The sequence below is a fragment of the Streptomyces sp. NPDC043812 genome, assembly GCF_056436245.1.
Map to the genome: position 1 here is coordinate 104,571 of NZ_JBWKCY010000022.1, position 26,490 is coordinate 131,060.

Below are 26,490 nucleotides of genomic sequence, written 5' to 3' on the forward strand. Positions count from 1 at the left end.
GCAGGCCGAGCAGGAGCTGGGTACTTGAGAGGCCGAGGCGACGGCTGTCTAGGGTGTGCCCATGGCATTACATGATCAGACCAGCGACATGATGGCCGACCCCTACGCCTTTTACGCGCGCCTCCGCGAGGCCGGGCCCGTCCACCCCTTCACCGGGACCGACGGGCTGCCGGCCTGGCTGGTCACCCGCTATGACGACGTACGCCAGGCACTCGCAGATCCCCGGCTCTCCCTGGACAAGCGCAACGCGGCACCCGGAGGCTACCGAGGGATGGCACTGCCGCCGGCGCTGGACGCGAATCTGCTCAACATGGACCCGCCGGACCACACCCGTATCCGGCGGCTGGTCTCCCAGGCGTTCACCCCGCGCCGCATCGCTCAACTGCGCGAGCCTGTCCGGAAGACAGCCGACCGCTTGTTGGACGCCATCGCCCAGCAGGACAGCGCCGACCTGATCGCCGCGTACGCCGCACCGCTGCCGATCACTGTGATCTGCGACCTGCTCGGCGTGGCAGCGGAAGACCGACGCGACTTCCGGGCCTGGACCGACGCCCTGGTCGCCCCGAACCCGGCGCAGCCGTCCCGGGCGAAGGAAGCCGTCGGCAGCATGCTGGCGTTCTTCACTGGGCTCATCGCCCGCAAGCGTGCGGAGCCGGCCGATGACCTGCTCTCCGGCCTGATCGCGGTACGCGACGAGGAAGACCGGCTGAGCGAAGACGAGTTGATGTCCCTGGCCTTCCTCGTCCTGTTCGCCGGATACGAGAACACCGTCCACCTCATAGGCAACGCGACCCTCGCCTTGCTCAACAACCCCGACCAGCTCGCCGCGCTGCGCGCCAACCCCGACCGACTGGCCGGTGCCGTAGAGGAGTTGGCCCGCTACGACGGCCCCGTTCCGCTGGCCATCCGCCGCTTCCCCGTCGAGGACATCACCATCGGCGGCGTCGTGATCCCGGCGGGCGAGACTGTCCTGCTCTCGCTCGCTGCCGCCCACCGCGACCCGCACCGCTTCACCGAACCCGACCGCCTCGACATCGGCCGCGACGCCACTGGTCACCTCGCCCTCGGCCATGGCATCCATTACTGCCTGGGCGCACCGCTTGCCAGGATGGAAACCGAGATCGCGCTGGCCGCGCTTCTGGAACGGTTTCCGCGGCTGGAGCTCGACGTCCCGTACGGCGAACTGCGGTGGCGACCTTCGATGCGTGCCCGGGGGTTGCTCACCCTGCCCGTTCGCTACTGAGCCCACGGCGCGCGCGAAGCTGTGCGTGCTCGAGGCGGCTGTCGACAACTGCCGTTGCAGGGGCCCTGTAGGGGTCGACGATCTCCCAGTACCCGGTGATCGGCACACGCCCGGCTCGATCCGGAACGTCACAGCAAGACCTCTCCAGGTGAGGGGCCGTTCTTCGACGCTGGTGGCACAACAGCCATGCGCGTCCTGGCCGGAGTGGCATCGCCTGTTGCGTGAGATCGCAGGCCAGTATGTGGGCGGACTCGAGAGGCACCAAGGTGAGGGCCCGCGATGGTTGCGGTGCAGTTACTCGGGCAGGCGAAGCACTCGGCAGAGGACGGTGCAGGTGGAGGGTGATGAGGTCACCGCGCTTTTCGAGCGATGCTCGAACCGGGGGCGGTGGGGTGTGGACGACGAGCTGGGGACGCTGAACTTCATCACGGAGGAGAAACGGCGCCGGGCTGCTGCTTTGGTGCGGACCGGGAGATCGGTGTCTCTTGCCCGGGATCTGTCGACGAGGCAGGGGCCCACCAATCCTCAGCCGGTGCTGCACTTGGTGACCCGCGACCCGCACAGGCCGGAGACCGCGGCGCTGGATTACGTGGGACTGAACGTGCACGGGCTTGGCACCCATATCGATGCTGTCGCGCATGTCCACTGGGAAGGAACGTGCTACAACGGCCGCGATATCGAGGAAATCCTCACACCACACGGCCTGGTGTTCGGCTCGGTCCACGCCCAACGCGGAGGGATCTTCACTCGAGGGATTCTGCTGGACGTCGCACGTGCGCGCGGAGTGGAATGGCTCGCTTCATCTGACGTCGTGACGGCGGCCGACCTGGAGGCGGCGGAGGCACTACAGGAAGTCAGGGTCGAGAGCGGGGACGCAGTCCTGGTCCGGGTGGGCCTGGAAGCCCGTGAAGCCGTTGACGGGCCCCAGCAACTGGCCGACCGAGCTGGTCTGGCTGTGGAGTGCGTTGAATGGCTGCATCACCGTGAGGCCGCTCTCTACGCCGGCGACTGCATCGAAGCACTCCCGTCGCCTCATCCCCGCGTCCCACTCCCCCTGCACCAGATCGGACTGACCGCGATGGGCCTGACACTTCTCGACTGGCCGCTCGTGGAGGGTCTTTCCCGAATGTGTCGCGAACTGCGCACGTGGGAGTTCCTTCTTGTCGTCGCCCCCTTGCCACTGCCCGGTGGTACAGGGTCTCCCGTCAACCCGCTCTGCCTGTTCTGAACCGGACTGCCGACTCGATCCCGTCACAGCAGGTCCTCAGCAGGCCGAGTTGGGCATCGGTGCGGGCAGACAAGCAGACAGCTCGGGCGGAGCCGGCGACCATCCAGGCCGGCAGGCACATCACAACCGGCCCCTTGCATTACCTTTCGCTCTCGTATGCCTACTCTCCTGGACCTTCTGCAGTTCCTTGACGATCAGCCGGCCGAAGGGATCATCCACGCGGCGCAGCCCTGGACGGCCACCTCGGACGCCGCCGTCGGGTCACTCGACGCGCCGGTGCAGGGCCTTGCCTACCTGCTCGAGGTCGAACTGGCCCAGGACGTCCTCGAAGTGTGGTCATCCTGGCGGGACGGCGCCCAGCCAAGCGCCGAGGAGAAGTGCCAGGCAGTCATCCACTACGCCGAGCACGATGCATACCTGGGCGTACGCCACTGATCACCACCAGCAGTGTGACGCCCACCTCGGCCCTCGTTGCCAAAGATCACCCAATGGCCAACCGCTCAGCGCTGAGCATGCTCGAGGTGGCTGGGACAGAGATGGCGCAGGAAGCCGCCCACCGTCTAGGTTGAACACGTTCAAATAATCTAGCGGGGCGGCGGACCACAGTCGCAGTCGCAGTCGCAGTCGCACAAACGCCTGGGGCCCGAAGGAGATGCTGATGCGACAGGCACAGGGGACGGCTCCCGGGATGCGACGCGTACTGATGCGCATGGGCAGGTGCGCACTGACCTGGTTGATGCTTCACACCGCGGCATGGGTGGCCATTGCCTCGACCAGTGACGCCTTCATGGAGAACATGGCACTCGGCTTCAGCGGGCTGCCCCTCCTCATAGGGATACCCACCCTGCTCATCGCCGTTTTCGCAGTGTCGGTGCACGACCGGATGGACAGACATCAGTTCCGCGTCTTCCTCATCCCGCCGCTGGCCGCCTGCCCATGGCCACTCGCGTTCGGCAGCCACGCGGAACCCATGCAGTACCAGGTCACGGCCCAGGTCGTGTTCGCGTTGGTGATACCGACGCCGCTGTTCCCCGAAAACTGGGCCGGAGAGTCCTGACGCTCCAGCGCCACGGGCTCCCACGATCCAATTCCTGTGCGTGTCCGTCTATCCGCTGGTCCGTTCGGCGTCCCGGTGCAGGATCGCCTCGCGCAGGTCACGGGCGGTCTCCGCGACCTGCGCGTCGCTCTGACGGATACCGTCACCTCGGGAGAGGACCAGCCCGATGCTGCCCTTGTCGGCCCAGGTGCACGCGGCACGTGCGCTTTCGACGTCCTGGTCCAGCCACATGCACTCCGTGGCTCCGCCGTAGCGTCCGGGGTCGGGCCGCCACACTGCTTCAACGGTCCCGCTGCTGCCCGCTTCGAAGCCCGCGCGGAACTGCCGTACGACGTCGTACGACACATCGTGAAAATCGCCCACCCCGCCCACGACAACGGCTCCCAGCGGGCGTTCCTCGGTGCCATACACGAAGTGGAAGCTCTGCGCCGCGTCGGGAAAGGGGTTCTCGTCCATCAATCCCTCGACGACTCTGCTCACCGCGGTGTCGGTCAGCAGGTCCAGATCGCCGAAGCGTTCCGGAGCCGCCACCTCATAGCGCGGGTACTCCAGGGAGCGGTCGTACGACCAGACCGCTGATACAGCGGCCGCGCCGAGCACCACGGAAACGGCGGCGATGCCGATCGCCCGGTCCCGCACGGATCTGGCCGGAACAGGCGGCAGTTGAACCGCAGCATCACCAGCTGACGCACCGAGCGGTGGCAGCCAGCGTGCCGCGGCCCGGCGCCGCGCCGCGCGCAGTACCCGCGAGAGCTGCAGCTTCGGCGCACCGCACAGCAGGGCCGCGAAGCCCCACCACGGCGCCAGGTCCCACGCCGGCATCGCGAGGAGCAGTGCGCCTGCTGCCACGGCTGCGACCAGGTCGCTCGCCGCCGGCCTGAGCAGCAGCACCCGCAGCGCCGAACGGCCCGGGTGGTCCAGGGCCGTGAGCGTCTCGGCGAGCACCAGCACCCGCTCCACGTGCGGCTCGGCGTCTGCGTGGGCAACGGCCTTGTCACGGGCCACCTGCACCGGACAGGCTGCGAGTGCGGCCTTCGCGTCGTGACGCTGTGTCCGCGCCGGGGACGGTCCCCGCGACGCTCTCTCGCCGCCCCCGGCCGTCTGGAGGACACGCCGGGTCTGCGGCGCGTCGGGCGCGATGTCTCGAAGCCGCTCGAGGAGTTCACGTCCCCGCCTGACACGGACGGGCCGCTCGTTCGGATCGCTCCTCACACACAGCTCCGCGTACGCCGCCAGAAGATCGAGATCGTCGGGGAACGCGTCAAGGCCCTTGCGGTAGACGCGTTCCGCAGCGTCGTCGTGGTCGTCGTCGTCCTCGGCCGCATGCGCCCGGCCAAGCAGGACATGCAGTTCGGAGTCCGCCTATACCGCCGGTCCGTCGAGATCGTTGCGCGCCACCCGCCGCGCCTGCGCGAAGTGTCCCGCTCTCACCAGTTCGCGCACGCGTGAACGCGGCGATTCGGTCTCCGTGCTGCCGTGCATGTGTCCCCACCCCTGATCAGGCCGATCTTCCTCGGCCGGGGACACTATGACCGTGGGCAGACCGGTCGTCAATCGCCATCCCAGCAGGTGAAGGCCCTAGAACTGTGAAGGCCAACCTCATCTCGTGACCGACGACCACGCCCTGAACACATACCTACCGCCTCACCGGCGCGATGAGAACGTGACGGCCTCGCCCCCGGTGTGGCGCGGGACGAATCGTCAGTCCGTCCGTCGGTTCCTCAGCAGGTCCTGAGCTGTCTGGATGGCGTCTGCCTTGAGCACCTCGATCGAGACGTCCCAGTCTGCATCCCAGCTGTTGATCATCATGGCGCACTGCACGAGGGGTTGCAGTTCCTCGGGGTTCCCCAGGGCATCGGCGGCTTCGGCCCAGATGAGCCAGGAGCCCGTAGCCGCGTCGAGTGAGCCGTCCGAGATTTGTTCAGCGATCCAGTAGGCCATGGCCCACTTCGCCTCGACGGGGTCCGTCGGAGGCCGGAAGAACAGCCCCAGTTCCTCCAGCGCCGCGTCGAACAGCTCCGCGGCTTCGGGCTCTTCACGTCGCCCGAGGCCGGCCAGGCGCGGAATCGACGGGCTTTCGACTCCGGCGAGGAGCGCCTCCAGTCCTGCCTGGATGAGACGGTCCGATCCGACGTGCCGACCGAATGCGCGCTCTCGGCCGAGTCGCCGCAGCAGCTGAAGGGCTTCTTCCGTGGTCATTGCGGTCGGTCCCTGTCCGTCGTGGGAGAAGATCCTTTCACGGACCGGGAGGACAGCGTGCGGTGAAGGGCGAAGCCGCCCCCGCCGTCTGATCACGGCAGGGGCATGACGCTGTCGCTCCCGGCTTCGCAGTGCCAGCTGTTACGCCGTGCCGAAGTCCTGCGTCCAGTAATTGCCGGGCTGCGCGAGGCCGACGCCGATCTCGTTGAACTCGCAGTTGAGGATGTTGCGCTTGTGGCCGGGGCTGTCCATCCAGCCCGCCATGACGCTCTCGGGGGTCGCGTAACCGTAGGCGACGTTCTCGCCGTACGTACTCCAGGCGTAGCCGGCACGCGTGATCCGCTCACCCGGGTCCGATCCGTCGGAGCCCGTGTGGGACATGTTCTGGTGGGCTGCCATGTCCTTGCTGTGATCCTGCGCGGCCTTGGTCAGCTTCGCGTTCAACGTCACCGGGGAGCATCCGGCCTTGCTGCGCTCACTGTTGACGAGTGCCACGATTCGGGCGACTTTGCCGGACGCCGGCGCAGCGGGCTTCGGCGCGGCGGGCTTGGGCGCAGCCGGCTTCGGCGCGGCGGGCTTCGGCGCGGCGGGCTTGGGTGCAGCGGGCTTGGGTGCGGCCGGCTTGGGTGCGGCCGGCTTCGTGGTGGGGGTCTGCGACTCGGGCGCAGCCGGCTTCCGGCTCCGCTTGTCCTCGTCCCACTGCCGGTCGTTCCCGTGCCACTGCCGACCGGACTCGTCCCCGTGCCACTCCCGGCCGGACTCGTCCCCGTCCCACTGCTGCCCGGAATGTGCACTCTTCCACTGGCCGTCCTGCGTCCCCTGCGGGTCCATACAGGCCATCGCGACAGAGGGCACACCCACGGCCGCCACGGCGACGGCAGCGATGGTCACCTTCCGGTAGTGCGTCGTTCGGCGGTGCTTGCTCATATGTGACCTCACTCGTCGTCGCGGAGCGCCACCGCGAGCGGATGGCCCGGCCCGTTCTGCGCGTGACCTGCGGGGACGCCTTTGCGGGCAGCCATTGTTAGGACCGCTGCACAAGGAGGGCAACGAGCACCCACTACTACTCCCGATCGTAGTGCGGACCGCCCTTGCCACGGGCGTACGGGCATGCAGGCCCGCACGCGTGAGCCTCCCGAACCTATTGACACCCCGTCAAAAAGCCCTGCGCGCTCGACAGGCAGACACATGCACCGAACGAGCCGAATACTCCCGGAACGCCGCGCACGGTATGTCCGCACCGAGGTGGACAAATACGGTCATGTCATCACCGGGACATCTACTATCCGCCCTCCTGGATACCTGAAACCGCTGTGGCGGATGTCACGGAACCATAGGTTCCGTTTCTGTTTCCGGCCATGAGCGCCGAGAGGCCGACCCCCGCACACCCGGCCCGCCGGCGTCGACGACTGCCCGGCGCCCGGCGGGACCCCTGAGCAAGAAGTGCGGGTGCAGGCGATGGACACCACCGGGGCCGTCGTCACCCTGGACGCGACCACAGTCGCCTACGCACAGAACAAACCAAGCTATCTCCGGACAATCCCCTCACAGCCCGACGGGCACACCCTCCTCACCCGCCGGCACGGTCATCAACGTCCCCCGGCTCCTGGACGTCAAGGAACAAGCCGTCCCCCAGGACGTCACCGTCGCCGATTACTCCGCACCCGGCCCGGCGCGCAGCCGCCGCCCTCCTGCTCACCCTGGTCCGCGTCCAGCCGCTGCCCCACCGCAACAGCCTGTACGCCTGGCAGGACACCGCCGCCTGCATCCACTCCTCCGGCCGAGGCGACGAAGCCCCGGGTGGACGTCAAGCTGAGTGGCGGGACGGTCAGAGGCGGACGATGACCAGGGCGATGTCATCGCGGGCACCGCTGCTGAGCCCGAGATGGGCGAGGAGCGCGTCGGCCAGGGGGTCAGGGTCCAGTCGGCCGAAGCGGGAGAGGGCGTCGGTCAGACGGGTCAGGCCGACGTCGATGTCTTCGCCACGGCGTTCGATGAGCCCGTCGGTGTAGAGCACCAGGGTGTCGTCCGGCCCGTATCCGAGACTGGCCTGGGGGCGGGGAAGGTGTTCGGGACGGGCGCCCAGTGGCGGGTCGGTGGCCTGGTCCAGGAACTCATGCGTCCCGTCGGGATGCAGGAGGACGGGGGGAGGGTGGCCGGCACTGCTGTAGGTGATCACGCGGCTGCTCGTGTCGATCAGCACCTTGACGGCAGTGGCGGCCAGTGCCCCGACGACGGAACGTGCGTACAGCCCGAGCACCTCCAGCGCCTGGGCAGGGCCGTCAACGGCCCGAGTCGCGGCGGACAGGGCGCTGCGGAGCATGCCCATGACCGTGGCAGCTTCCAGCCCGTGGCCGACGACATCACCGACAGCGACGGCGAAGCGATGGGCGGGCAGGTCGACGACGTCGTACCAGTCGCCGCACACGTTCAGCGACCCGATGGCGGGCAGGTAGCGCACCACCACGTCCCGGTGCCGTTCCAGGTCCGGGGCGTGCATCATGGCCGCCTGCAGGGTGAGGGCGATCTGACGTTCGCGGGCGTGGGAATGGCGCAGCTCTTCGACCACTCGCTGCAGTTCGCGGGACCGGGCGTACAGCTCGGTCTCCATTTCCTCTTCCCGCCTGCTCAGTGCCCCCGCTTCCTGCTGTTGGCGCGTGCGGCGGGAGTGGACGAAGGCGGTCACGTCCTCGACCCGGTGGATGATCCATGCCACCGTCCCGTCCGGGCGGCGGACAGGGGTGTTGATCGGTGACCACCACCGCTCCTCGAACTCCCCTGGCCGGCTGGCCACGGGGATGTCGTATTTCTGCAGAGCCATCGTGTCCGCCGCCCGTGAGGCCAGGACACGGTGCAGCGATGCGCTCAGGTTCCGAACGCCGTCCGCGTCAGGATCGGCAGGGTTGTCGGGAAACGCGTCGAAGATGTACTGCCCGAGCAGGTCAAGCCGGGTGCGCCCGGTCGCTTCCAGGTACGCCCGGTTCACATCCACGATGATCAGGTCTGGGTCCAGCACCAGGTAGGGGCTCGGCGTCGCGGTGAACAGCGCCCCGTAGTCGATCTCCGGTGACGTCATGTAATCCCCGCCCGTCTCCCTTGGCCGGCGGTTCTCCTCTTTCAACCTACGAGGCATCCGGTTTCAACCTACGAGGCATCCGGCAATCGCGCCCGCCGTGATGCCATCGGTGCAGCAACCCCCCTGGCCTGCGGTGCGAGCGTGCAGGCGGGCGGGCGGGGATCCTGTTGCTCGGGACACTGCCCTGCGCAGCTGCTCGCTCCGCCTGGAGCGCACGGCGGACACGCCCACACCCCCGGACCAGTCCGCCTCCCGCCGGGTCGTGGCCGTCCTCGCCCACCGTGCTGGGGGTGACGTCCGTTCCGCACACGCGACGCGGGCGGGCCGAAATGAATCAAGCCAGGAACATGGACGGCACCCCGAAGGCGGCACCCCCCGGTCACCGTGGCGGCACGTTGCCCGAGCCGGTCGTGCTCAGGCGGCCGTTTCGCTGGGCTCGAGGACGGCCTCGACGTCGACCATGACATCGACCATGGGGCTGACGACCACTCCACCGCGGTCGACGACATCGTTCCAACTCACCCCGAAGTCATGTCGATTGATACGCGCCCTGGCGAGGAAGCCGGCGCGGCGCCGGGGCCCGAGGTCACGCCCCTCCTCCCACCAAGGGGTGTCCCAGTCTCCCAAGTACGTGACGTCGAAGGTCACGGGGCGCGTCACGCCACGTACAGTGAGATCTCCGGTGACCTCGAACTCGGTTCCGCTCACCTGGTGAATGCTCGACCCGACGAACGTCCACGTCGGGTGGTGCTCGACGTCGAAGAAGTCAGCGCTGCGGAGGTGGGCGTCACGCTGGGGCTGACCGGTGTACACCTGGGTGGCGTCGACCGTCGCCTCGACGCGACCCTTCTCCGGCGTGTCGGGGTCGACCTCCAGCAAGCCGTGCACGTTCTTGAGCTGCCCGCGCACGTAGGTGACCATCATGTGCCTGGCACGGAACTCCGCCGCGGTATGACCGGGCTCGAAGAACCATTTGGTCATGGCCATGTGCGCCCCTGACTTGCCCCTTCAACCAGGATGGGTCCGATGGCGGGCCACGCAGCGCGCACGGCAGTGGTGGGCCGACGTGCTCGTGGTGCGTCACCGGTGTTCGTTCACGCCCTCGGCGATGAGAGAGACGCCGATGCCCAGCATCCAGACGTCCTTGGCGAGCACAGTTCCCTGCTCGGTCGGGCGCAGGCTGCCTTCCTCCCGCATCCCTGGCGTACGCAGGTAGAGCCCGAGGGTGCCAATGGAAAATGCGGTCAGCACAACCCCGGCGACAGCGGCAGGGACGACCGGCAGGAGCAGCGTGGCAGCAATGGCGAGCTCCCCGGCGGAGAGCAGCCGGATGAACTTCTGACTGTCGTACCTGCCCAGGAACGTGTAGCTCGTGGCGGCGAACTGCTGCAGCATCTTGGCGGTGGCCTCGTCCGCACCGCGTTTCGAGAGCCCGGAGTTCAGCAAGAATGTGCCGACCGTGAGCCTGAGCGGCAGTTGTCGCGCTGCAGAACGCCATGCCGAATCGCGTGTCATGCGGAGCCTCTCAAATTTGCCCCACGTACCACCCTGTCACCCCGTCGAAGCATGTCAAACGGGGGTGATCACTCCCACTGATCTATGCGCTCAGGATCGGATCAGTGCAGGTGGAGCTGCCAGTCCGCCGGGACTTTGTCCTGCGGCCCGGGGGTCGGCTGCGAGGTGGGGTGTGAGGTGGGCGGTGTCAGTGGCGGACCCTCGTAGTACTGCTCGGTCTCGATGTTCCAGAACCAGGACTCGCCAGGCTCGAAGCTCGTCAGGAGGGCGTGCCCGGCCGCCTGTGCGTGCTTCGTGCCGTGCTGCGAGGGCGAGGAGTCACAGCATCCGATGTGCCCGCACGCCGCGCAGCGCCGCAGGTGGAACCACCACCCCGGTCCATCGCCTGCCAGGCATTCCGCGCACCCGTCCCCACTCGGCCGCGCAGTGAGATCTATACCCGGGATCTGCTCGTGAGCCATGCGCTGCGCCTCCCTGCCGAGGCTTCGCTCAGATGCCGTTGCGGACGGCGCTCAGATGCCGTTTCGGACAGCGTTTCGGCACTTGGAGCCGAAGTCGAGCGGGTTCAACCCTTCCTCCAGCGTAATCGGCGCGGATCAGGCTCGCAGGCCGTGGAATCAAGCTCGACGGGCCGCCGGCCCCGTCCTGCCGGTCCCTCGAAGCCGCGCTTGGGCATCCGGCCAAAGCAGCAGCCGCGCCAGGTAAGTGGTGCTCTCGATCGCCTCGTCGCCGCTCAACGCGACTTCTGCTGCGGATGCTTCGAACCGAACCGGCGCACGGGAAGGGATATGCCGGACCGGCTCCTTCCAGGCTGTTGCCCCCTGCCCTGACAGCGTTCCTTGCCCACTTGGTGAGCTCGCGCCGATTGATGGCCTTCGGGCGACTGCACCGACCCGCGTCTCGGCTGCCTCCGCGCCAGGTCCGAAGGGGGTACTGACAGCGGGCCGTCCCTTGGGAGTTGGCGGAACGACAGAAGGAAGCGGCGTCGCCACCAAGACCCTCGATTTGCCGCTGGATGGTCGGATGGTGCGGCCATCCGAAGGAGTTCGGTCGCAGGCAGCGGATCGGCGCTCTACCGGCGTCGGGCGAACCGGATGGTCAGCCCAGCATCAGAGCCTTGATGGTTCGCTCCGTCCAGCGGCCGACCGCTCCGGGGCAGCCCGCCACGTAGGCGGCAACCGCATCGATGTCCCACGCGCCTGCTTCCAGCAGACCCAAGGCGAGGTGGGTCAGATAGGCAGGCGACGGCTCCACCCACGGCACATCGTCGACACCCCATGGGGCCGTGAAGGTCAACAGGGGCAGTCCGTCCACCTGGCCGGCACAGACGAGTGTTTCGTACCGCCCGCTGCCGAGGCTGTCCCTACCGTGGTTCAGAACCTCGGTCAGGTCGAGGTCTGCACCCGGTTCCTTGTACATCTCCTGCGCCGCGATGTCCGCGAACTGGGCGGCCGAGACGAGATGCGCGCGAGCCAATACGCGATGGTCGCCTCCCGGGTCGTAGAAGGCTCTGCCACCGCCCCATACCGGAGACTCGGTCGCGAAGTACACAGTGCCTGGGAGCTCCACAGGGATGGACCGGGCTGGCAAGGCGCGATCCCTGCATCCCGGATAGACCCTGTTCGCACCAGGTGGCCGACCCCCGACGATGTAGCAGGCAAGACGGTCGAGGTGCATGTTGGAGCCGTAGGACGTGTACCAGACCCACAACGGCGGCGACGTACCGCTCACGGGGCCGCGCAGCCGCACATACCAACAGCCCGCACCCGCCGAGAACGGCCGAGAACCTGCCCCACGGCGCTTCCCCTTCTCTCCGACATCCCTACCTCGCCACTCACGACAACACAGCCGGCACCCGTGCCACCACTCGGCCGACCGCGCCGCGCAAGGGCCGGCGCCCGACACGGAAACCATCCTCCGGGAGACGTACCTCGTACACGGCAAACAACCCGCACAATTCCCGACCCCGCGACAGGAAACCGAGAACCCGTCCGCACACACCCCGCGGAGCAGGCCCCATCGACGTCACCACACAAGTCACGCCCCACAGAGTGCAGGCGGGGTGAGCAGGCCGGGCAGCGGAAAGTACCCGCTCTCGGTGAAGCGTGCACATGCCTTGCTTCAGAGGTTCGGACTGGTGAGCACGCGCCGTCCTCCCCCGTGTGACCGGCACCGACTCCTACCGGCTCGCCCACACCACGTACCAGCAGGGCAACGGCTGACCGGCACGCATCAGGACCCGGACTTCCGGCCCCGGCTCCCACCCACGCGGCCAGCACATCGTCGGCCAACTCCCTCGGAGCCGGCTCGCCGTCCAGGAACACGGTGTCGCTGGGCAGCGTGTCCATGGCGGCCGTGCACGGCTCGATCCGGGCCTTGCACCACTGCCGGCCCTCCTGCTCGGGATCGTCCGGCGTGAAGCTCCGTCCGTCGATCAGTGGAGCCGAAGCCCACTGACATAAGGGGCCGGCTCACGCTGTCGAAGCCGGGCTCCCTCGGGGACAGAAGGCGCCAGGCCGGCGGCAGCGACGAGGCCGGGCTGCTCCCTCCGTACAAACGGGAGCAGCCCGGCCTCGTACCACGGCTGCTGCCGTGGATGATCAGCGCCTGCGCTGGCCGCCCGGAAGGGGCGAGTCGCAGCCGGGCAGCGGCGGGGTGATGTGCGACCGCGCTCGGTCGGTCAGTCCGCGAAAGTACCGGTGGTCTCCGCCTTCCACGCACCGCCCGTGACCTTGTAGACGGTGAGCTGCTTGTTGGTCGCGTCGCCGAATTCGTCGAAGGAGACCTTGCCCGTGACTCCGTCGAAGGAGACCTTCTGCAGGGCCTCGGTGACCTTGGCGCGGGCGTCGGAGGGCAGCTTGCCGTCCTTGGCCACGGCCTTCACCGCCTGGATGATCGCCCAGGCCGAGTCGTAGGAGAAGCCGCCGTAGGCTCCGTACGCCTCCTTGTAACCGGCCGCTTCGTAGTCCTCGATGAACTCCTTGGCGGAGGGCAGGTTTTCGACGGGCGCGCCTACGGACGTGGCCATGTCGCCGTCGCCGCGGGCGCCGGTGAGCTTGAGGTACTCGTCGCTGTAGATCGCGTCGCCACCGATGAGCGGGATCACGGCGCCCGACTTCTTGACTTGCGCGCTGAGCGGGCCGGCCACCGGGTACTCACCGCCGTAGTAGACGACGTCCGCCCCCGAGTTCTTGATCTTGGTGGCCACGGAGCCGAAGTCCTTGGCCTCCGGGTTGACGTGATCGGTGCCGACGACCGCGCCGCCGAGCTTCTTGAAGTGGGCGGAGAAGGTCGCGGCCAGGCCGGCGCCGTAGGTCTTCTTGTCGTCGACGACGAAGACCTTCTTCTTCTTGGCCGTGTTGTACAGGTACTCCGCGGCGAACGGGCCCTGGATGGCGTCCGTGGTCGCGGTACGGAAGTACGTCTTGAACGGCCGGACCTTCTTGCCTGTCTCCCACTTGTCGCCCTGGGTGAGGGCGGGGTTGGTGTTGACCGAGACCTCGGACACCTGGGCAGTGTCGAAGACCTTCTGCATCGACTGGGCCACGGAGGAGTTCAGCGGGCCGACGACTCCGAGGACGCTCTCGTCGGCGACGAGCGTGGTGGCGTTCTGCTGGCCGGAGGAGGGCTGCGCCTGGTCGTCGAGAGCCTTGATCTTGAAGGTGACCCCGGGCACCTCCTTGTTCTTGTTGGCCTGCTTGACGGCGAGGTCGACCGAGTTCTTCATGCCGAGGCCGAGGGCGGAGAGCTCCCCGGTCAACGGCGCGTCGAAACCGATGGTGACGACGGTGGAGCCGTCGCCGGAGGCATCGTCGGCCTTGCCTTCGTCACGGGAGCCGCACGCCGTGAGCGAGAGTGCTCCGGCGGCGAGCGCGGCGGTGACGGCTATGAGAGAACGGTTGCGCACGATCGGTCCTTTCCTCTTCGAGGCGCCGACCGCGTTGTCCGGGCCGAAGATCGGTCCTCCGGCGCGGCGGCTGGCGTGACTCTAGATGGCGTCCACCGAATCGAGCAGAGGGGATGAACCGATGTGATTCTCTTGTTATGGCGCTGCTCAGGCGGAGGAATTCCCTTCATGAGGCCGGTTCCGCGGTCACCGTGCGGCGGTGGCGCGTGTCCATGGACGCCAAGCGGGCGAAGCGGCACCGCCCGGTCGGGCCCTCAGCAGATGTGCGGCCGGCTCCGGATGGAGGGCGGGGAACACGGAACGCCGCGGAGGCGGGACGCGGTCGGTCGACCGGGAGCGGACGCAGATGATCAATATTCAGTGGCGGGGGGTGTTGATGTGCACGAAGATGCCCGCCATGGACTCAGGTGAGCGCATCAAGGAACCAGCGGCAACTCGGTGGACGCAGTCGACCATCTACCCCGACATGTGGGTCGATCCGGACGACGACCCGCGCGAGAGCGATGCCGAGACCGTCGATGAACGCAGCGCGCTGCTCGGCGGCCTGGGTCACTACCGCCTCACCATGGAAATGAAATGCGCCGACCTGGACGCCGAACAGATGGCCCGGCGCGCCGTACCACCGTCCACGATGTCCCTGCTCGGGCTGGTGCGGCACATGGCCGAGGACGAACGACACTTTCGCCGGCTGGCAGGCGAGGACTCGCCCAGGATCTACCGCACCGCCGAAGACCGCGACGGCGAGTGGAACGGCGCGACCGCCGACCCGGCGGTCGTGGAGGACGCCTGGCGTCAGTGGCGGGCCGAGATGGAACTGACCGACCGGTTCATAGCCGGCTTCGCCGACCTCGGCACCCCACCCGGTGGGGAGGCGCAGCTTCGCGACATCCTGGTGATGCAGATCGCGGAGTACGCGCGGCACTGCGGTCACGCCGACTTCCTGCGCGAGCAGATCGACGGCCGAGTAGGCCAATGATCACCGCGCCCCGACGCACCGATCAAGACAGAGATCCCGCAGTGCGACGGACTGCTCCTCTTCACTGAGGCTCTCGAACCATTCAAGCCCCTGCGCCGCCGAACGTAGCTCCTGGGCCAGCTCGTTGAGCATCACGGCACGCTCGTTCATGGCCGCTCCTCTCCTATATGGCGTGGGCCCTCGGGGAAGTGAGGGCTGCGCCAGTCCGGGGAGCGGCCGAGGGCCGCCAGGATCTTCTCCAGTGTGCCCGCGTCGTCGTCCGCGGCCAGCCCCGGCCGGAAGGCACTGCCGGGGACGAGCCGAGTGTGGCCGTCCGGGACGGCTCGGGCTATCGGCAGTGCGGCCTGCAGGAGTTCGGAGCCGGGTGCGTACGTGATGCCCAGGGTGCGGGCGACGTCCCAGCTGTGCACCACGTAGTCGATGAGGTGGAAGCCAATCGCGCGGGCAGCGGGGAAGGTCCGAGTCCGGCTGAATTCGGGGAGGGTGAACTCGCGGTCGGGGCTCTCCAGAGGCGTGAACGCCGCGATGACCTTCTCGGCCGCGTCGCCGTATTGCGCGATGGGATCCTCGCCGAGTGGCCGGACCGACCAGTGCGACAGGTCCTGCCCGTGCCCGAGCGCTGCCGCGGCGAATCCGTGGTGCTGGGCCGTCATATGGGCGAGCAGATCGGTCAGTGTCCACGCCGAGCAGGGGGTTGGCCTGAGGAGGTCGGCGGGGGTCATCCGGCGTATCAGGTTCACGCTGTCCCGGACCGCCTGGGCGTTGAGGTGCCGGAGGCGTGCGAAGTCCGCGTGCGATGGGGGCCCATCCGCATTATTCGTATGCATGTGCTTACGATCTGCGTGAGCACATGAATTGTCAACGGGTATTTTCTTGACCATGGCCGAGAACGCAGCCGACAGCCGCACCACATCCGGGGGGCGGCCGACCCGTCCCGATCTGGCGGCGATGGTCGTGCCCCTGGGCCGTGCGCTGATGGCAGCCGAGGAGCCGATCCTCCACGCACACGGTCTGACGATGTGGGCATACGCGGTCCTGTTGCACCTCGACGAGGCACCGATCCGCACCCAAGCGGCTCTGGCCGAGGCCATCCGGGCGGACAAGACCCGCATCATCGCCGTCCTCGACGATCTGGAGGCACGGGAGCTGATCCGCCGTCAGCCGGACCCCAAGGACCGACGGGTACGTCTGTTGTCGCTGACCGCCGCGGGCCAACGGCTGCGGGATGCGGTACAGGCCGCGATCCAGCAAGGCGAGGACCAACTGCTCGCCCAGCTGCCGGCCGCCGACCGGGCCGGCTTCCTGAAGGGGCTACAGGCTCTGTCCGCGTTGCCGGAACTGACGTCGCGGAAGCCTGGACGGAGCTCCCCGCAATCCTCGCCCGGACCCGACGCCGACCAAGGAGACAGAACCTAAGGAGCGTTTTGTCCTCCGCTGGGTGTTTGGAAGGTTCGTGGTCAGCCGGGCTTCGACCGCCTGCGTCAGAGCTGCGCGAAGGACTTCTGACAGGATGACGCAATGTTCGATTTCGGCATCGCGGGCTACCGGCCAGTGTGGTTGATGGGCCGCAGCGACGTAGTGCGGGAGCACGGGCATCGCCTGCGCGGTCTTGCCGGCCGGACTCTCACAAGTGCCTGGACGGTCTGGGACCTTCAGGGTGACGAGTGGTTCTGCGACTGCCCTGTGCTGTTCGACTTCGACGGCGAGCAGGTCGAGATCAACTTTCAGAAGTTCGACGATCTCTCCGTCACGTGGAACACGATCGACACGAGGTGTCCGGTGCAGTGGCCCGGCTTTCGTCTGCAATGGCGTCCCGAGCCTCTGCCGGGACTACGCGCTCTGCGGGGTCTTCCACTGAAGGAGGTAGAACTGCTCGAGTGGACGGGCAGGGATCTCGCTCAGGGGAACATTGCCGTCAGCTTCGTCTTCGAGGCGAAGCGGGTGACTGCCTTCAACGCCCTCGACGAGAACGGGTTGAGCTTCGACCACCCTGATCGGCAACAGCGGTCGCGTCCTTTCCACTGACGCACTCGGAGTTCGGACAGGCGCCGGTTGAAGGTTGCTTCCCGGGTGAGTCTGCGACCCCATCAGGTCGATCATCGCGAGGTGGATCGTGGCTTCAGGGCGATCGGGGTGGGATTCGTGGTCGCGGGCGAGGGGGCGTGGCGCATGAGCCGGCCGACGGTCCGCTCGACGATCCAGCGCCGCGGGATGACCATGAGGCACCCTTTGGGGCGGGGTCGCGTCGTACCACCTCGACGTCGACGCCGAGGCTGGCGACGTGGTCGACGGCCTTGGGTGCGGAACACCCGACGCCGTGGTGCGTCACTCCTCGACGACGCGGTCGTCCCGGTGCGCGCCGTAGAAGTCGGACTGGCGCGCCATGATCGTGCGCATCAGGGTGCCGCGGGGGACGCCGTACACCGTGCCGGGGAAGTCGAGATCCCGCTGCTTCGCCCACAGTTCCTCGTGCCGGTCCGGCGAGAACAGTTCCGCCGGGTCGCCCGCCGCGATCCAGCCGATCGGGACGATCGTCCCGGGCGCAAGGCGGGAGTTGACGTGCAGCACGCTGTTGATACGGAGCTCCGAGCCGGCTCCGGCCACCGCGCCGGGGAAGACGGAGACGCCCGTCGCGAGGAAGACCTCGTCCTCGACGACCGCCCCGTTGACGTGCGCGTGCGGGCCGACAAGGACTGCGTCGCCCAGTACGGCGGGGTGCCGGGAACGGCCGCGGACGACCGCGTTCTCCATGACGACTACGTCGGACCCCGTCCGCACCTCGCCGTCCTCGGCAGTGAGCACGGCCCCGTGCAGCACCCGCGCCCGCTCCCCCAGCACGACCGCCCCGCACAGCACGGCTGACGGTGCGACGTAGGCGGACTCGGGGACGACGGGTCTCTTGCCACGATGCTCGAACAGCATGACACCGAGCCTAAACGCGCGCCTCCCGCGCCCGCGCGCGCACCACGCCCACTCTCGCCGCGACCACCGGGGCGAGCCAGGCGCTCCGTGCGTGACAGCGCCGCAGGGTACGTGGCGTGGTCACGGTGGGCCGGCGAGCCGGCGGTCGCACCGATCAGGGCGGCTGCCACAACGGTCACACGACGGGTGACGTCGCCACGCGCGACCATCACCGTCGCAACGTCGAACTGCCGAACCACGCGCTCAGGGCAGGATGGAGTCGATGTACCCACCATCGACGCGAACGGCCCCGCCGGTGGTGGCAGATGCCTGGTCGGAGCTGAGGTAGACGACCATGTTGGCGATCTCCTCCGGCTCGATCAGTCGTTGCAGCAGCGACTGGGGGCGGTGCTCCCGCATGAAGGTGCGCTGTGCCTCGTCCCACGGCACGCCGTCGTCGACCAGCTGGTACACGAAGTCCTCGACACCTCCGGTGTGCGTGGGACCCACGATCACGGAGTTGACCGTCACGCCGGTGCCCGCCACCTGTTTGGCGAAACCGCGGCTGACCGCGAGCAGCGCGGTCTTGGACATGCCGTAGTGGATCATCTCCGCGGGGATGACGACGGCGGAGTCGCTGGCGATGTACTGGATGCGGCCCCAGCCCCGCTCCGCCATGGCGGGCAGGAAGTGACGCGTCAACCGGACGGCCGTCAGCACGTTCACGTCGAAGTAGCGCCGCCATTCCTCGTCACTGATCTCCAGCGCGTCCCTGGCCTCGAAGACGCCGAAGTTGTTGACAAGGATGTCCACCTGGGGCAGCGCGTCCGCCACCTGCGCAACGCTCTCCTCCGCCGTCAGGTCGGCCACCACCGGCACGAACTCACCACCGGGCACTTCCTTCTCGAAGTCGGCGACCGCCTGGCGTACGCGTTCTTCACGGCGGCCGTTGACTCCCACCCGGGCACCCGAGCGTGCCAGTCCGACTGCGATGCCCGCTCCGATGCCCTGGGTGGACCCGGTCACCAGGGCGGTCCGGCCCGTCAAGTCGATCTGCATGGCTTCAGTGTTGCAGGCGGACGTGGACGCGTCGTGGACGTGCGTGGGCTTGTCGTCACGCAGCTGCGGTGGGAGGAGAAGCGGGCGGGCGGAGGGGACGGTGAAGAAGCCGGGGCACTGAGTACGCCCGGCAGGCGCGGGCGGACCGAGCCAGGCGGAGGGCCCTTGGCCCCGTGGGCGGCCCGGCGGGCCCGCGGACGCCGGGCCCCGCCCCCCGGCGAAGGCGCACGTCGGCGCCGTCGGCGGAACCGGCTCAGCGCACGGCGCGCCTCTGCCCGCCTCCTCGGCCCGCCTCCTCGGATCAGCCACGACACGGAACGCGACGGCAGCCGACACGGTGCGCCGCGACCCGGGCGCCGTGTCGCGCGGTCCGCGCTGCGGGGTACCGGTGCCCGTACCGTGGAGCACGGCCGCGGCCGCGGGTACGGAGCCGGCGGATCGGCCGGAAGGTGTTGCGCCCCATGGTGAAGATGGACGGATTCACGGATCTGCTGGATCCCCCGATGTACGTCGTGACGGCGAGCGCGGACGGGCAACGGGCCGGCTGCCTGGTCGGGTTCGCCTCACAGTCCTCGTTGGACCCGGTGCGATTCGTGGTGTGGCTGTCCAAGGCGAACCACACGTACCGCGTGGCCCGCCGGGCCCGGTTCCTCGGCGTGCATCTGCTCCGGCGCGAACAGCACGGGCTCGCGAAGCTGTTCGGCGGCGAGACCGGAGACCGGATCGACAAGTTCGCACGGGCCCGCTGGCAGCCGCGGGGCGAAGACGTTCCCGTGCTGGGCGATGCCTGCGCCTGGTTCATCGGCAGGGTGGAGGAGAAGGCCGACTGGGGGGACCACGTGGGCTTCGGCCTCACGCCCGTCGAGGGAGGGGCCGAGCCCCTGCCGCGCGGATCGGTGCTCACCCTGGGCGATGTCACCGATCTGAGCCCTGGCCACCCGGCGTCCTGACGGTCCCGGAGGTTGACCGCTTCCCCAACCGGCCGGTGCTCAGCGCCGGAACGCAGCACTGGGGCGTGCTGTCAACGTCGCAACACTGCGCGTTGACGCACGATGCACATCGGCGCGAGCCACGTGTCCGAAGGAAGGGAGCCACGTCCGAAGTACGGGACCTGCTCCAGCCGGGTCCACGGCTGCTACCACCGTCTCCCCGACCGACAACAGCCCTCCGTCGTCCGGCATTTCGGAAGCCCGTCAGTACGGGCGGTCCGGCGCCGCGAGCGAGGTGATCGCCGGAGTCGGCCTCCGAGGCTGCCCGGGTGGCCGGGTGGCCGGGTGGCCGCAGCCTGCACCGGTGCTCGAGGTCTGCTACAGCGGGATGTGGATGTCGAGGACGGGCCCTGTCGCGCGGGTGGGCGGCACATCCAGCCTCTCCAGGACGTGAAGCATTGGTGCGTTGACCGCGGCGACGGATGCGGTCAAGGTGTGGTGGCCGGCCCGACGGGCCACGTCGGCCGCGTGCGCGGCCAGCGCGGTGCCCAGCCCCTTGGACTGCCATGCGTCCTCGACCAGCACGGCGAGTTCGCCGACCCCTTGCTGTTCGGTGCGCATGACGTTGGTCATGGCGATGATGCGGTCCGTGTGCTGGGCGGTGGTGGTGACCAAGGTGGTGCCGCGCTCCGGGTCGGACAGCAGCCGCCATCCGGACCGGGACAGCTCGTGTTTACCGGCGTGATAGCGCAGGGCGCGGCTGACGAGCGAGCAACGGCGGTGCAACGCCTGGAGGGGGGCGAGGTCGGCGTGGGCCAGCGCCCGGGTCCGGGTGGCAGTGCCGTCGGTAAGGGTTATCGGGTGTGCGCTGCTTCGAGGCCTGGCGTCGGGCATGTGTGGCGGTCTCCTCAGATTTCGCGTCCGACTGGTGTGCACGGAGATCCTTCGGGGCGCGTGTCCGTCTCCGGCACAGGAGAAGTCTTTTGCCGCACCGCGGCCGGCTCAAGGAGGGTTCAGGCCATAATGGTCACGTTATGCGCATAGATGGTCACGGAACGAAGTTGCCCCAACTCTGCCCACACGGCGGCCAGTCGGCGGATCATGGCGACCGTCGGGGTGAAGTGCGGAGTCGATCAGGAGGCCACCGTGGGTTGCTCGCCTCACGTCCTGTCAGCCTTTCGGGCTTTCAGCCACGCTTTCAGCCACCCGCTTTGAGACGGCGTGGGGCCACTGATGCCGACAAGCCCGGCCGAGCGCCGAGATGCAAAGCGGAAGAGATTCGTCCGCGCCGTCCTGAGGGGCTCACCGAGCACCGGGAGCGGATCCGATGACCACGACTCGTGCCCACGCAGGCGGCGAGTCCGGCACGTAGTCGGGATCGTCCTCGTTCCACGACCCGGCTGCCTGCTGCCGAGGAAACAGACCCACCACCGTCCGGCACGGGGGTCGCGTGTCGGGCCAGGGTGTCTGTCCGTCGGTCAGCACGACGATGACGTCCGGTCGGGGATGCGCTCGGAGCGCCTTGGCGAAGCCCGTGCGCAGATCCGTGCCCCCTCCGCCCAGCAGCGGGATTCCCTCGCCACGGCACAGCGGATGTACGACCCGTGCAGCGGCGTCGCACGGCACCACGGTGACCAGGTCGCGACGGCCGCCCACCGCTCGGGAGATCGCGGTGACTTCGAGGAGCGCGCTGCCCAGTTCGGTGTCGCTGACCGACCCGGACGTGTCGATGACCACGGTGACGCGGGGCGGCCTGCGCCGCAGGCTCGGCAGGACGACGCCGGGTACCCCGGCCGAGCGCCGCGACGGCCGGCCGTAGGTGTAGTCCTCGCCCGCACCGGCACCGGAGGCCGCCGAGCGGACTGCCGCGCCCAGCAACTCCCGCCACGGCTGCGGCGGATGGAACGCCTCCTCCGCCCACCGCTGCCACCCCTTCGAGGATCTCCCCGGACGGCCGGTGATGCCCTGCGCCACCCGGAACCGGACCGCGTCCCGCTCCTGCGCGCTGAGGCCGTGCGCGCCGTCCGGCCCCAGGTCCCACTCCCTCTCGCGCCCGTCGGCGCCGCTGCCGCAGTCCAGCCAGGCCAGGTCCTGCGTACGCGGCCCCAGCCGGAACTGGCGCAGGTAGTCCTCCATGAGCTCCCCCTCGAACAGCCCCAAGGACACCGGATCGACTGCGCCTTCGGGCCGGATCAGCCCGTCGCCGAACACGTCGTCGTTGATCTCGCAGTCCGCGGCGATGTTCATGCGCAGCCGTTCCGCCGGGCCGGTCAGTCCGCGCTCCCGCGCCACCCGGTCACTGCGCCCGTGGTGGTCGCGCAGCAGGTGCGACACCTCGTGCACCCACACCCCGGCCAGTTCCTCCACCGGTGTCCGGTCCACGAACGCCGGTGAGGCGTAGCACCGCCAGTGCTGGTCGACGGCCATCGTCGGTACCGTCCGCGACTCCACGGTGTGCAGGGCGAACAGCGCCGTCGCCAGGTAGGGCCTGACCCGGGCGGCGTGCAGCCTGGCGGCGAAGAGCTTGTCGAGGTCCAGTGCCCCCGGTTCGCCCGCGGTCATCGGCCCGCCTTCGCGGCGACAGCGGTACGGGCCGCCGCCTCGTCCGCCCGCCGGGACAGGGACACTGCTCCCGCGAGCCGCTCGATCGACGCCGGAACGTCCCAGTCCCCCTGGCGCAGCGTGGCGAGTGTCGTCGCGGGGACGACCACCAGGTCCGGGGCTCCGGTCTCCACCGCCCGGACCAGGAGCGTCCACGCCGCGTCCCAGCGGGACTTGTCCGGGCGCTTGCGGACCGCCTCCACCACCCCGTCGAGCACGGCCTGGCGCAGATCCCCCCGCTCGGGCAGGACGGCACCCGCCGGGTCGGCGAGCAGAGACTCGGGATCCGGGAGGTCCATCCGGTCCAGGCTTGCCAGCAGTTCGAGGCCCGGGCCGTCCCCCACGGCGCCCCTGACCAACAGGGACAGAACGTCCCGAGAGGATCCGGCCGCTGTGGCGAAGGCGATCAGACCGAGCGTCATCTCCCAGCTACGGGGCGACGGCCAGGGGCCGCCCCGGCGCATCTCACCACTGGGCAGCCGGTGCACCAGCCCGGGGCGGGCAGCGAGGAGCCCGCACACCGCACGGCGGGCGAAGGCCACGGCCTCGGGCAGCCTCGCCGGATCGAGCCGTGGCAGTGTCGCCCGGGGCCAGGTCCCGCCGAGGCCGCGCACCACGACCTCATGGTCATGGGTCCACTGGAGATGAACGAACCGGTTGGCCAGCGGCGGGCTCAGCTCCCAGCCGTCGGCCGCCGAGGACCGCGGATTTGCGGCGGCCACGATCCGTACCCCGGGCGGCAGTTGCAGTGCGCCGATCCGCCGCTCCAGCACGAGGCGGAGCAGGGCGGCCTGAACGGCCGGTGGCGCGGTGGACAGTTCGTCGAGGAACAGCAGCCCCCGGCCGGCCCGCACCAGTCGCACCGCCCAGTCCGGCGGCGCCATCGGGACACCGTGCTCCGCGGGAGCGTCCCCGACCACGGGCAGCCCCGAGAAGTCGGACGGCTCGTGCACGCTGGCGATCACCGTGGTCAGCGGCAGGTCCAGGGACTCGGCGAGCTGCGTCAGCGCCGCGGTCTTGCCGATGCCCGGCTCGCCCCACAGGAGGACGGGAAGGTCGGCGGCCACGGCCAGAGTCAGGGCCTCCAACTGGGTGTCGGGTCGCGGTTCGGTGGTTGCGTCGCGCAGCAGGGCCAGCAGCTCGCCGGCGACGTCGAGTTGGGAGGTGTGGGACGGATCGGAGTGGGTGTCGGCTCCGGCGAACGGCGCGGTGCATGTGGGCATGTTTGATCACCTTTTGGGGTCGTGGTGGGCCGAGCAGGGGTGCAGGCGGCTGCGGTCCCGGGTCAGCGGAAGGTCGTGTGGCGCGGGTGGGAACGGACGTCACGGGGACGGCGACGATCCGGGCGAAGGCGGCCGGGTCCGGGCACGGCCAGGCCTGCCCTGAACAGTCCGTAGGTGAGCCGCCGGTGCGCGGCGGCCTCCAGTTCGTCCCGCAGAGCGCCGCTGCGCAGCACTGCGTCGGGGCCCAGCAGGCCCTCGACGACGGCCAGCGCACCGGCGATGTCGCCATGATCCAGACGTTCACGGACACCGGTGAGGCAGTCCGGGTGACGGTGCGCCTCATCGATGGCCTGCAGGCAGGGAAGCGGAGTACCGGTCAGTGCGACCAGCAGTTCCTCCCGCCGGATTTCGGCCGGGTCGTGGTCCAGCGGGGCCAGTGCCCCGTCGACCAGGCCGATCCGGTGCTGCGCTCCCCGGCAGTCCACGAAGCGCGGTTGTCCTGCCCGTTCCGGAATCCGCGAGGGGGCGGCCGGGGAATCGTCCGGTACCAGTGCCGATGCGACCAGCGGATGCAGCCGACCGACCTCGATCGAACCGGCGCGGACCAGTTCCAGGTCGGGCAGCATCCAGGTCGCCGCGTCGGGCAGGACAGGCAGCGCGGAGACGCTGCCGTCCGCGGGCGCCGCCGCGATCCGCATGACGGGCGGCCCGAGGCCGCCCCTGTCCGCGACCAGGTCCAGGATCAGCCGATGCCGTGCCCCCGGCCGCACGACGGCGGTGCCGGTCGTCCGCCCCTCGGACCGGAGCAGAATTGCTGCCTCTGCCGCCCACCGGTCGGTGGCAAAGCAGCGCCCCGGCGGAACCATGCCCAGCGGATCCGGGTTCACGGAAGGGCCGTCGGCGGTCAGCGGATCGGCTCCGGACCGGACCCGCAGCTCATCGGTCCTGCGCGCGTCCCACAGGTGGCGGTGCAGGTCGAGGCGGAACCGCCGATTGGGGAGCGGATGCGGGTGATGCCGGGCGTCGGCCTCGAAGTGGGAGCTGTCCCACAAGGCGAGGCTGATCCGCTGACCCCCATCCGCCCAAGCAGGCGGGGTCCGGACCACGAGGTGCACCGGGCATTCGCCATCACGCCCCGCAGCGTCGTATCGCGCCAGGGTGAGGGTCAGACCCGGGCGCAACAGCCCGTCAGGAGCGATCCTCGGCATGTGCCAGCGCAACAGGTCAGGAGCCAGATGGCGGAGATCGGCCCGGACCCGGCTCGCGAGTTCGCGGCCATGAGTGCGGGCCACGTAACGCAGATTGAGATCGACATCGACGCCTGCGGCGGCGCATGCACCTGCCCAGTCCCCGGCACGACGACGGGCGGTCGCAGTCTCGATCATGGAGGGCGGCACGGCGAACTCACGCACGCGCAGCCAGAAGGAAAGGCGGGAATCCCTGTTCGCGGTCTGAGTGAGCATCAGCACTCACCTTGCGCGGACGGGACCCCCAATCTGCCAACGGATTGAGTCATCATCGCGGGGAGCATATCGCTCCTGCCCCGGGTCGGCCAGGCGCTTTTGACCGGAGGGCCCCTCGGGCCGTGACAGCGGACGTCGAAACGCACGCACTGCGAGGCGGCATCAGGGCGGCTGTCGGCTCCGCTGATCGGTTCGTGAGGTGAAGCGGCTGCATGCGGAGTGCTTTGCTCTGGTTGTGGGGGCGACCTGACAAACAGCGAGTGGGCGCGGCGCGGCTTACGCCGCATCTGCCGAAGGCCGGGCGCCGGGACGGGAGTTGGAGCGACATCGCAAGGTGATCAGCGGGATCCTGTTCCGAATCCGTACGGTGTCCGGTGGCGGGACCTGCCGGAGCGGTAAGGCACAGGGCGGTGGCCACGAGGTACGACAGGCTCGCCGTCCGCGAGGCCACGGTGCTGGTCGCAGCCGTGAACGAGTGGCTGTGACCACCACCGTCGCAACGGCCCTCAGACGACGTCGAATTCGTTGCCCTCGGGGTCCTGCATGGCGGCGGCGTAGAGCCCCATGTCCGGCTCATCCTTGAGCCGCAGCACGGTGGCACCAGCTTTGACCAGCCGTTCCACCGTAGCCTTGACCCGCTGTGTGCGGACGTCCAGTGGGACGTCACGGCCCCCACCGACCTTCAGGTCGAAGTGCCACCGGTTCTTGGCGACCTTCGGCTCCGGAACCTGCTGGAACCACACCCTCGGTCCACGTCCCGCGGGATCGATGATGGACTCCGGAATATCCCCGGCACCGGCCGGCAACTCCGCCTCGGGCACCCCCACCGCCGCCCAGTAAGCACGCCACGTGGCGTGCCCGCCAGGCGGAGGCTCAGGCACGTAGCCCAGGGCCTCGGCCCAGAAAGCCACCATTCCCTGCGGATCGGAGCAGTCGATCGTCAGCTGCACTGTCATCTCCATGCTCGGAGCATCCCAGGCAGGTCTGACAGGCGATCCAATTTCGCAACAGGCCCTACCTGATCTTTTCGTAAGTTCGGTGGGTGTGGTGGGCGGATGGTCAGGCCGGTGTGGGCGAGGAATGACCATGGCAGTCGGGGGTTGGCGTTGATGC

Annotated in this window: 27 protein-coding genes; 9 read left to right on the plus strand and 18 right to left on the minus strand. The window is 69.0% G+C overall.

Annotated features, from left to right (window positions below):
• The first annotated feature begins 61 nt into the window (after positions 1-61).
• The 4 genes from AC067Z_RS28715 (at position 62) to AC067Z_RS28730 (ending at position 3,528) form a co-directional block, all read left to right on the plus strand.
• Positions 62-1,243 carry a cytochrome P450 family protein gene (locus tag AC067Z_RS28715; RefSeq protein WP_478792526.1) on the plus strand — a complete coding sequence of 394 codons (1,182 nt, stop codon included), beginning with the start codon at positions 62-64 and terminating at the stop codon, positions 1,241-1,243.
• A gap of 394 nt (positions 1,244-1,637) precedes the next feature.
• Positions 1,638-2,471, plus strand: a complete 834-nt coding sequence (locus AC067Z_RS28720; protein WP_478792527.1) for a cyclase family protein — start codon at positions 1,638-1,640, stop codon at positions 2,469-2,471.
• 156 nt (positions 2,472-2,627) lie between these two features.
• A complete protein-coding gene (locus AC067Z_RS28725) occupies positions 2,628-2,906 on the plus strand; it encodes a hypothetical protein (RefSeq protein WP_478792528.1) in 279 nt (92 codons plus the stop codon).
• A gap of 223 nt (positions 2,907-3,129) precedes the next feature.
• Positions 3,130-3,528 (plus strand): hypothetical protein, encoded by a 399-nt coding sequence (locus AC067Z_RS28730; protein WP_478792529.1) that lies wholly within the window; start codon positions 3,130-3,132, stop codon positions 3,526-3,528.
• A 48-nt stretch (positions 3,529-3,576) separates the two neighbouring features.
• Here AC067Z_RS28730 and AC067Z_RS28735 read toward each other — a convergent pair whose 3' ends face one another.
• Entirely contained in the window at positions 3,577-4,533 is a 957-nt protein-coding gene (locus AC067Z_RS28735; RefSeq protein WP_478792530.1) for a hypothetical protein, read from the minus strand.
• A gap of 36 nt (positions 4,534-4,569) precedes the next feature.
• Between AC067Z_RS28735 and AC067Z_RS28740 the strand changes: the two genes are divergently transcribed.
• Complete coding sequence (locus tag AC067Z_RS28740; RefSeq protein WP_478792531.1) at positions 4,570-4,977, plus strand: hypothetical protein; 408 nt, start codon at positions 4,570-4,572, stop codon at positions 4,975-4,977.
• Between the two features lie 252 nt (positions 4,978-5,229).
• Here AC067Z_RS28740 and AC067Z_RS28745 read toward each other — a convergent pair whose 3' ends face one another.
• The 8 genes from AC067Z_RS28745 to AC067Z_RS28780 all read right to left on the minus strand — a co-directional run bounded on the left by AC067Z_RS28745 (position 5,230) and on the right by AC067Z_RS28780 (position 14,225).
• Complete coding sequence (locus AC067Z_RS28745) at positions 5,230-5,727, minus strand: hypothetical protein (RefSeq protein WP_478792532.1); 498 nt, start codon at positions 5,725-5,727, stop codon at positions 5,230-5,232.
• Between the two features lie 141 nt (positions 5,728-5,868).
• On the minus strand, positions 5,869-6,654 hold the full coding sequence (locus AC067Z_RS28750) for a CAP domain-containing protein (protein ID WP_478792533.1): 786 nt from the start codon (positions 6,652-6,654) through the stop codon (positions 5,869-5,871).
• A 901-nt stretch (positions 6,655-7,555) separates the two neighbouring features.
• A complete protein-coding gene (locus AC067Z_RS28755; protein ID WP_478792534.1) occupies positions 7,556-8,803 on the minus strand; it encodes a PP2C family protein-serine/threonine phosphatase in 1,248 nt (415 codons plus the stop codon).
• Between the two features lie 414 nt (positions 8,804-9,217).
• Positions 9,218-9,790 carry a YceI family protein gene (locus AC067Z_RS28760; protein ID WP_478792535.1) on the minus strand — a complete coding sequence of 191 codons (573 nt, stop codon included), beginning with the start codon at positions 9,788-9,790 and terminating at the stop codon, positions 9,218-9,220.
• A 93-nt stretch (positions 9,791-9,883) separates the two neighbouring features.
• Entirely contained in the window at positions 9,884-10,318 is a 435-nt protein-coding gene (locus AC067Z_RS28765) for a hypothetical protein (RefSeq protein ID WP_478792536.1), read from the minus strand.
• Positions 10,319-10,419: 101 nt separating this feature from the next.
• Positions 10,420-10,779 carry a UBP-type zinc finger domain-containing protein gene (locus tag AC067Z_RS28770; protein ID WP_478792537.1) on the minus strand — a complete coding sequence of 120 codons (360 nt, stop codon included), beginning with the start codon at positions 10,777-10,779 and terminating at the stop codon, positions 10,420-10,422.
• A 637-nt stretch (positions 10,780-11,416) separates the two neighbouring features.
• On the minus strand, positions 11,417-11,794 hold the full coding sequence (locus AC067Z_RS28775; RefSeq protein ID WP_478792538.1) for a hypothetical protein: 378 nt from the start codon (positions 11,792-11,794) through the stop codon (positions 11,417-11,419).
• A gap of 1,204 nt (positions 11,795-12,998) precedes the next feature.
• A complete protein-coding gene (locus AC067Z_RS28780) occupies positions 12,999-14,225 on the minus strand; it encodes a branched-chain amino acid ABC transporter substrate-binding protein (protein ID WP_478792539.1) in 1,227 nt (408 codons plus the stop codon).
• A 397-nt stretch (positions 14,226-14,622) separates the two neighbouring features.
• Here AC067Z_RS28780 and AC067Z_RS28785 point away from each other — a divergent pair, with 397 nt between their 5' ends.
• Positions 14,623-15,201: a DinB family protein gene (locus AC067Z_RS28785; protein ID WP_478792540.1), complete on the plus strand. Its 579-nt coding sequence runs from the start codon at positions 14,623-14,625 to the stop codon at positions 15,199-15,201.
• Here the strand turns inward: AC067Z_RS28785 and AC067Z_RS28790 are convergent, their stop codons facing one another.
• Complete coding sequence (locus AC067Z_RS28790; RefSeq protein ID WP_478792541.1) at positions 15,202-15,351, minus strand: DUF5958 family protein; 150 nt, start codon at positions 15,349-15,351, stop codon at positions 15,202-15,204. It lies immediately after the preceding gene.
• Positions 15,348-16,082 carry a TIGR03086 family metal-binding protein gene (locus AC067Z_RS28795; protein ID WP_478792542.1) on the minus strand — a complete coding sequence of 245 codons (735 nt, stop codon included), beginning with the start codon at positions 16,080-16,082 and terminating at the stop codon, positions 15,348-15,350. Before AC067Z_RS28795 ends, AC067Z_RS28790 begins: the two co-directional genes overlap by 4 nt.
• On the opposite strand from AC067Z_RS28795, the gene AC067Z_RS28800 reads away from it, so the two are divergent.
• Both AC067Z_RS28800 and AC067Z_RS28805 read left to right on the plus strand, forming a co-directional pair.
• Positions 16,081-16,617 carry a MarR family winged helix-turn-helix transcriptional regulator gene (locus AC067Z_RS28800; protein ID WP_478792543.1) on the plus strand — a complete coding sequence of 179 codons (537 nt, stop codon included), beginning with the start codon at positions 16,081-16,083 and terminating at the stop codon, positions 16,615-16,617. The two genes, AC067Z_RS28795 and AC067Z_RS28800, sit on opposite strands and share 2 nt — an antisense overlap.
• A gap of 102 nt (positions 16,618-16,719) precedes the next feature.
• Positions 16,720-17,226: a hypothetical protein gene (locus tag AC067Z_RS28805; protein ID WP_478792544.1), complete on the plus strand. Its 507-nt coding sequence runs from the start codon at positions 16,720-16,722 to the stop codon at positions 17,224-17,226.
• 300 nt (positions 17,227-17,526) lie between these two features.
• Here AC067Z_RS28805 and AC067Z_RS28810 read toward each other — a convergent pair whose 3' ends face one another.
• Entirely contained in the window at positions 17,527-18,123 is a 597-nt protein-coding gene (locus AC067Z_RS28810) for a gamma carbonic anhydrase family protein (RefSeq protein ID WP_478792545.1), read from the minus strand.
• A gap of 243 nt (positions 18,124-18,366) precedes the next feature.
• Positions 18,367-19,161, minus strand: a complete 795-nt coding sequence (locus AC067Z_RS28815; protein WP_478792546.1) for an SDR family NAD(P)-dependent oxidoreductase — start codon at positions 19,159-19,161, stop codon at positions 18,367-18,369.
• Between the two features lie 461 nt (positions 19,162-19,622).
• Here AC067Z_RS28815 and AC067Z_RS28820 point away from each other — a divergent pair, with 461 nt between their 5' ends.
• On the plus strand, positions 19,623-20,111 hold the full coding sequence (locus AC067Z_RS28820) for a flavin reductase family protein (RefSeq protein WP_478792547.1): 489 nt from the start codon (positions 19,623-19,625) through the stop codon (positions 20,109-20,111).
• A 357-nt stretch (positions 20,112-20,468) separates the two neighbouring features.
• On the opposite strand, the gene AC067Z_RS28825 is transcribed toward AC067Z_RS28820, so the two are convergent.
• The 5 genes from AC067Z_RS28825 to AC067Z_RS28845 all read right to left on the minus strand — a co-directional run bounded on the left by AC067Z_RS28825 (position 20,469) and on the right by AC067Z_RS28845 (position 26,339).
• Entirely contained in the window at positions 20,469-20,984 is a 516-nt protein-coding gene (locus tag AC067Z_RS28825) for an N-acetyltransferase family protein (RefSeq protein ID WP_478792548.1), read from the minus strand.
• A gap of 408 nt (positions 20,985-21,392) precedes the next feature.
• Positions 21,393-22,652 (minus strand): vWA domain-containing protein, encoded by a 1,260-nt coding sequence (locus AC067Z_RS28830; protein ID WP_478792549.1) that lies wholly within the window; start codon positions 22,650-22,652, stop codon positions 21,393-21,395.
• Positions 22,649-23,914: an AAA family ATPase gene (locus tag AC067Z_RS28835; protein WP_478792550.1), complete on the minus strand. Its 1,266-nt coding sequence runs from the start codon at positions 23,912-23,914 to the stop codon at positions 22,649-22,651. The genes AC067Z_RS28830 and AC067Z_RS28835 overlap by 4 nt, the downstream gene beginning before the upstream one ends.
• Before the next feature lie 62 nt (positions 23,915-23,976).
• Positions 23,977-25,377: a hypothetical protein gene (locus AC067Z_RS28840; protein WP_478792551.1), complete on the minus strand. Its 1,401-nt coding sequence runs from the start codon at positions 25,375-25,377 to the stop codon at positions 23,977-23,979.
• Between the two features lie 506 nt (positions 25,378-25,883).
• Entirely contained in the window at positions 25,884-26,339 is a 456-nt protein-coding gene (locus tag AC067Z_RS28845; RefSeq protein WP_478792552.1) for a VOC family protein, read from the minus strand.
• Positions 26,340-26,490: the final 151 nt, after the last annotated feature.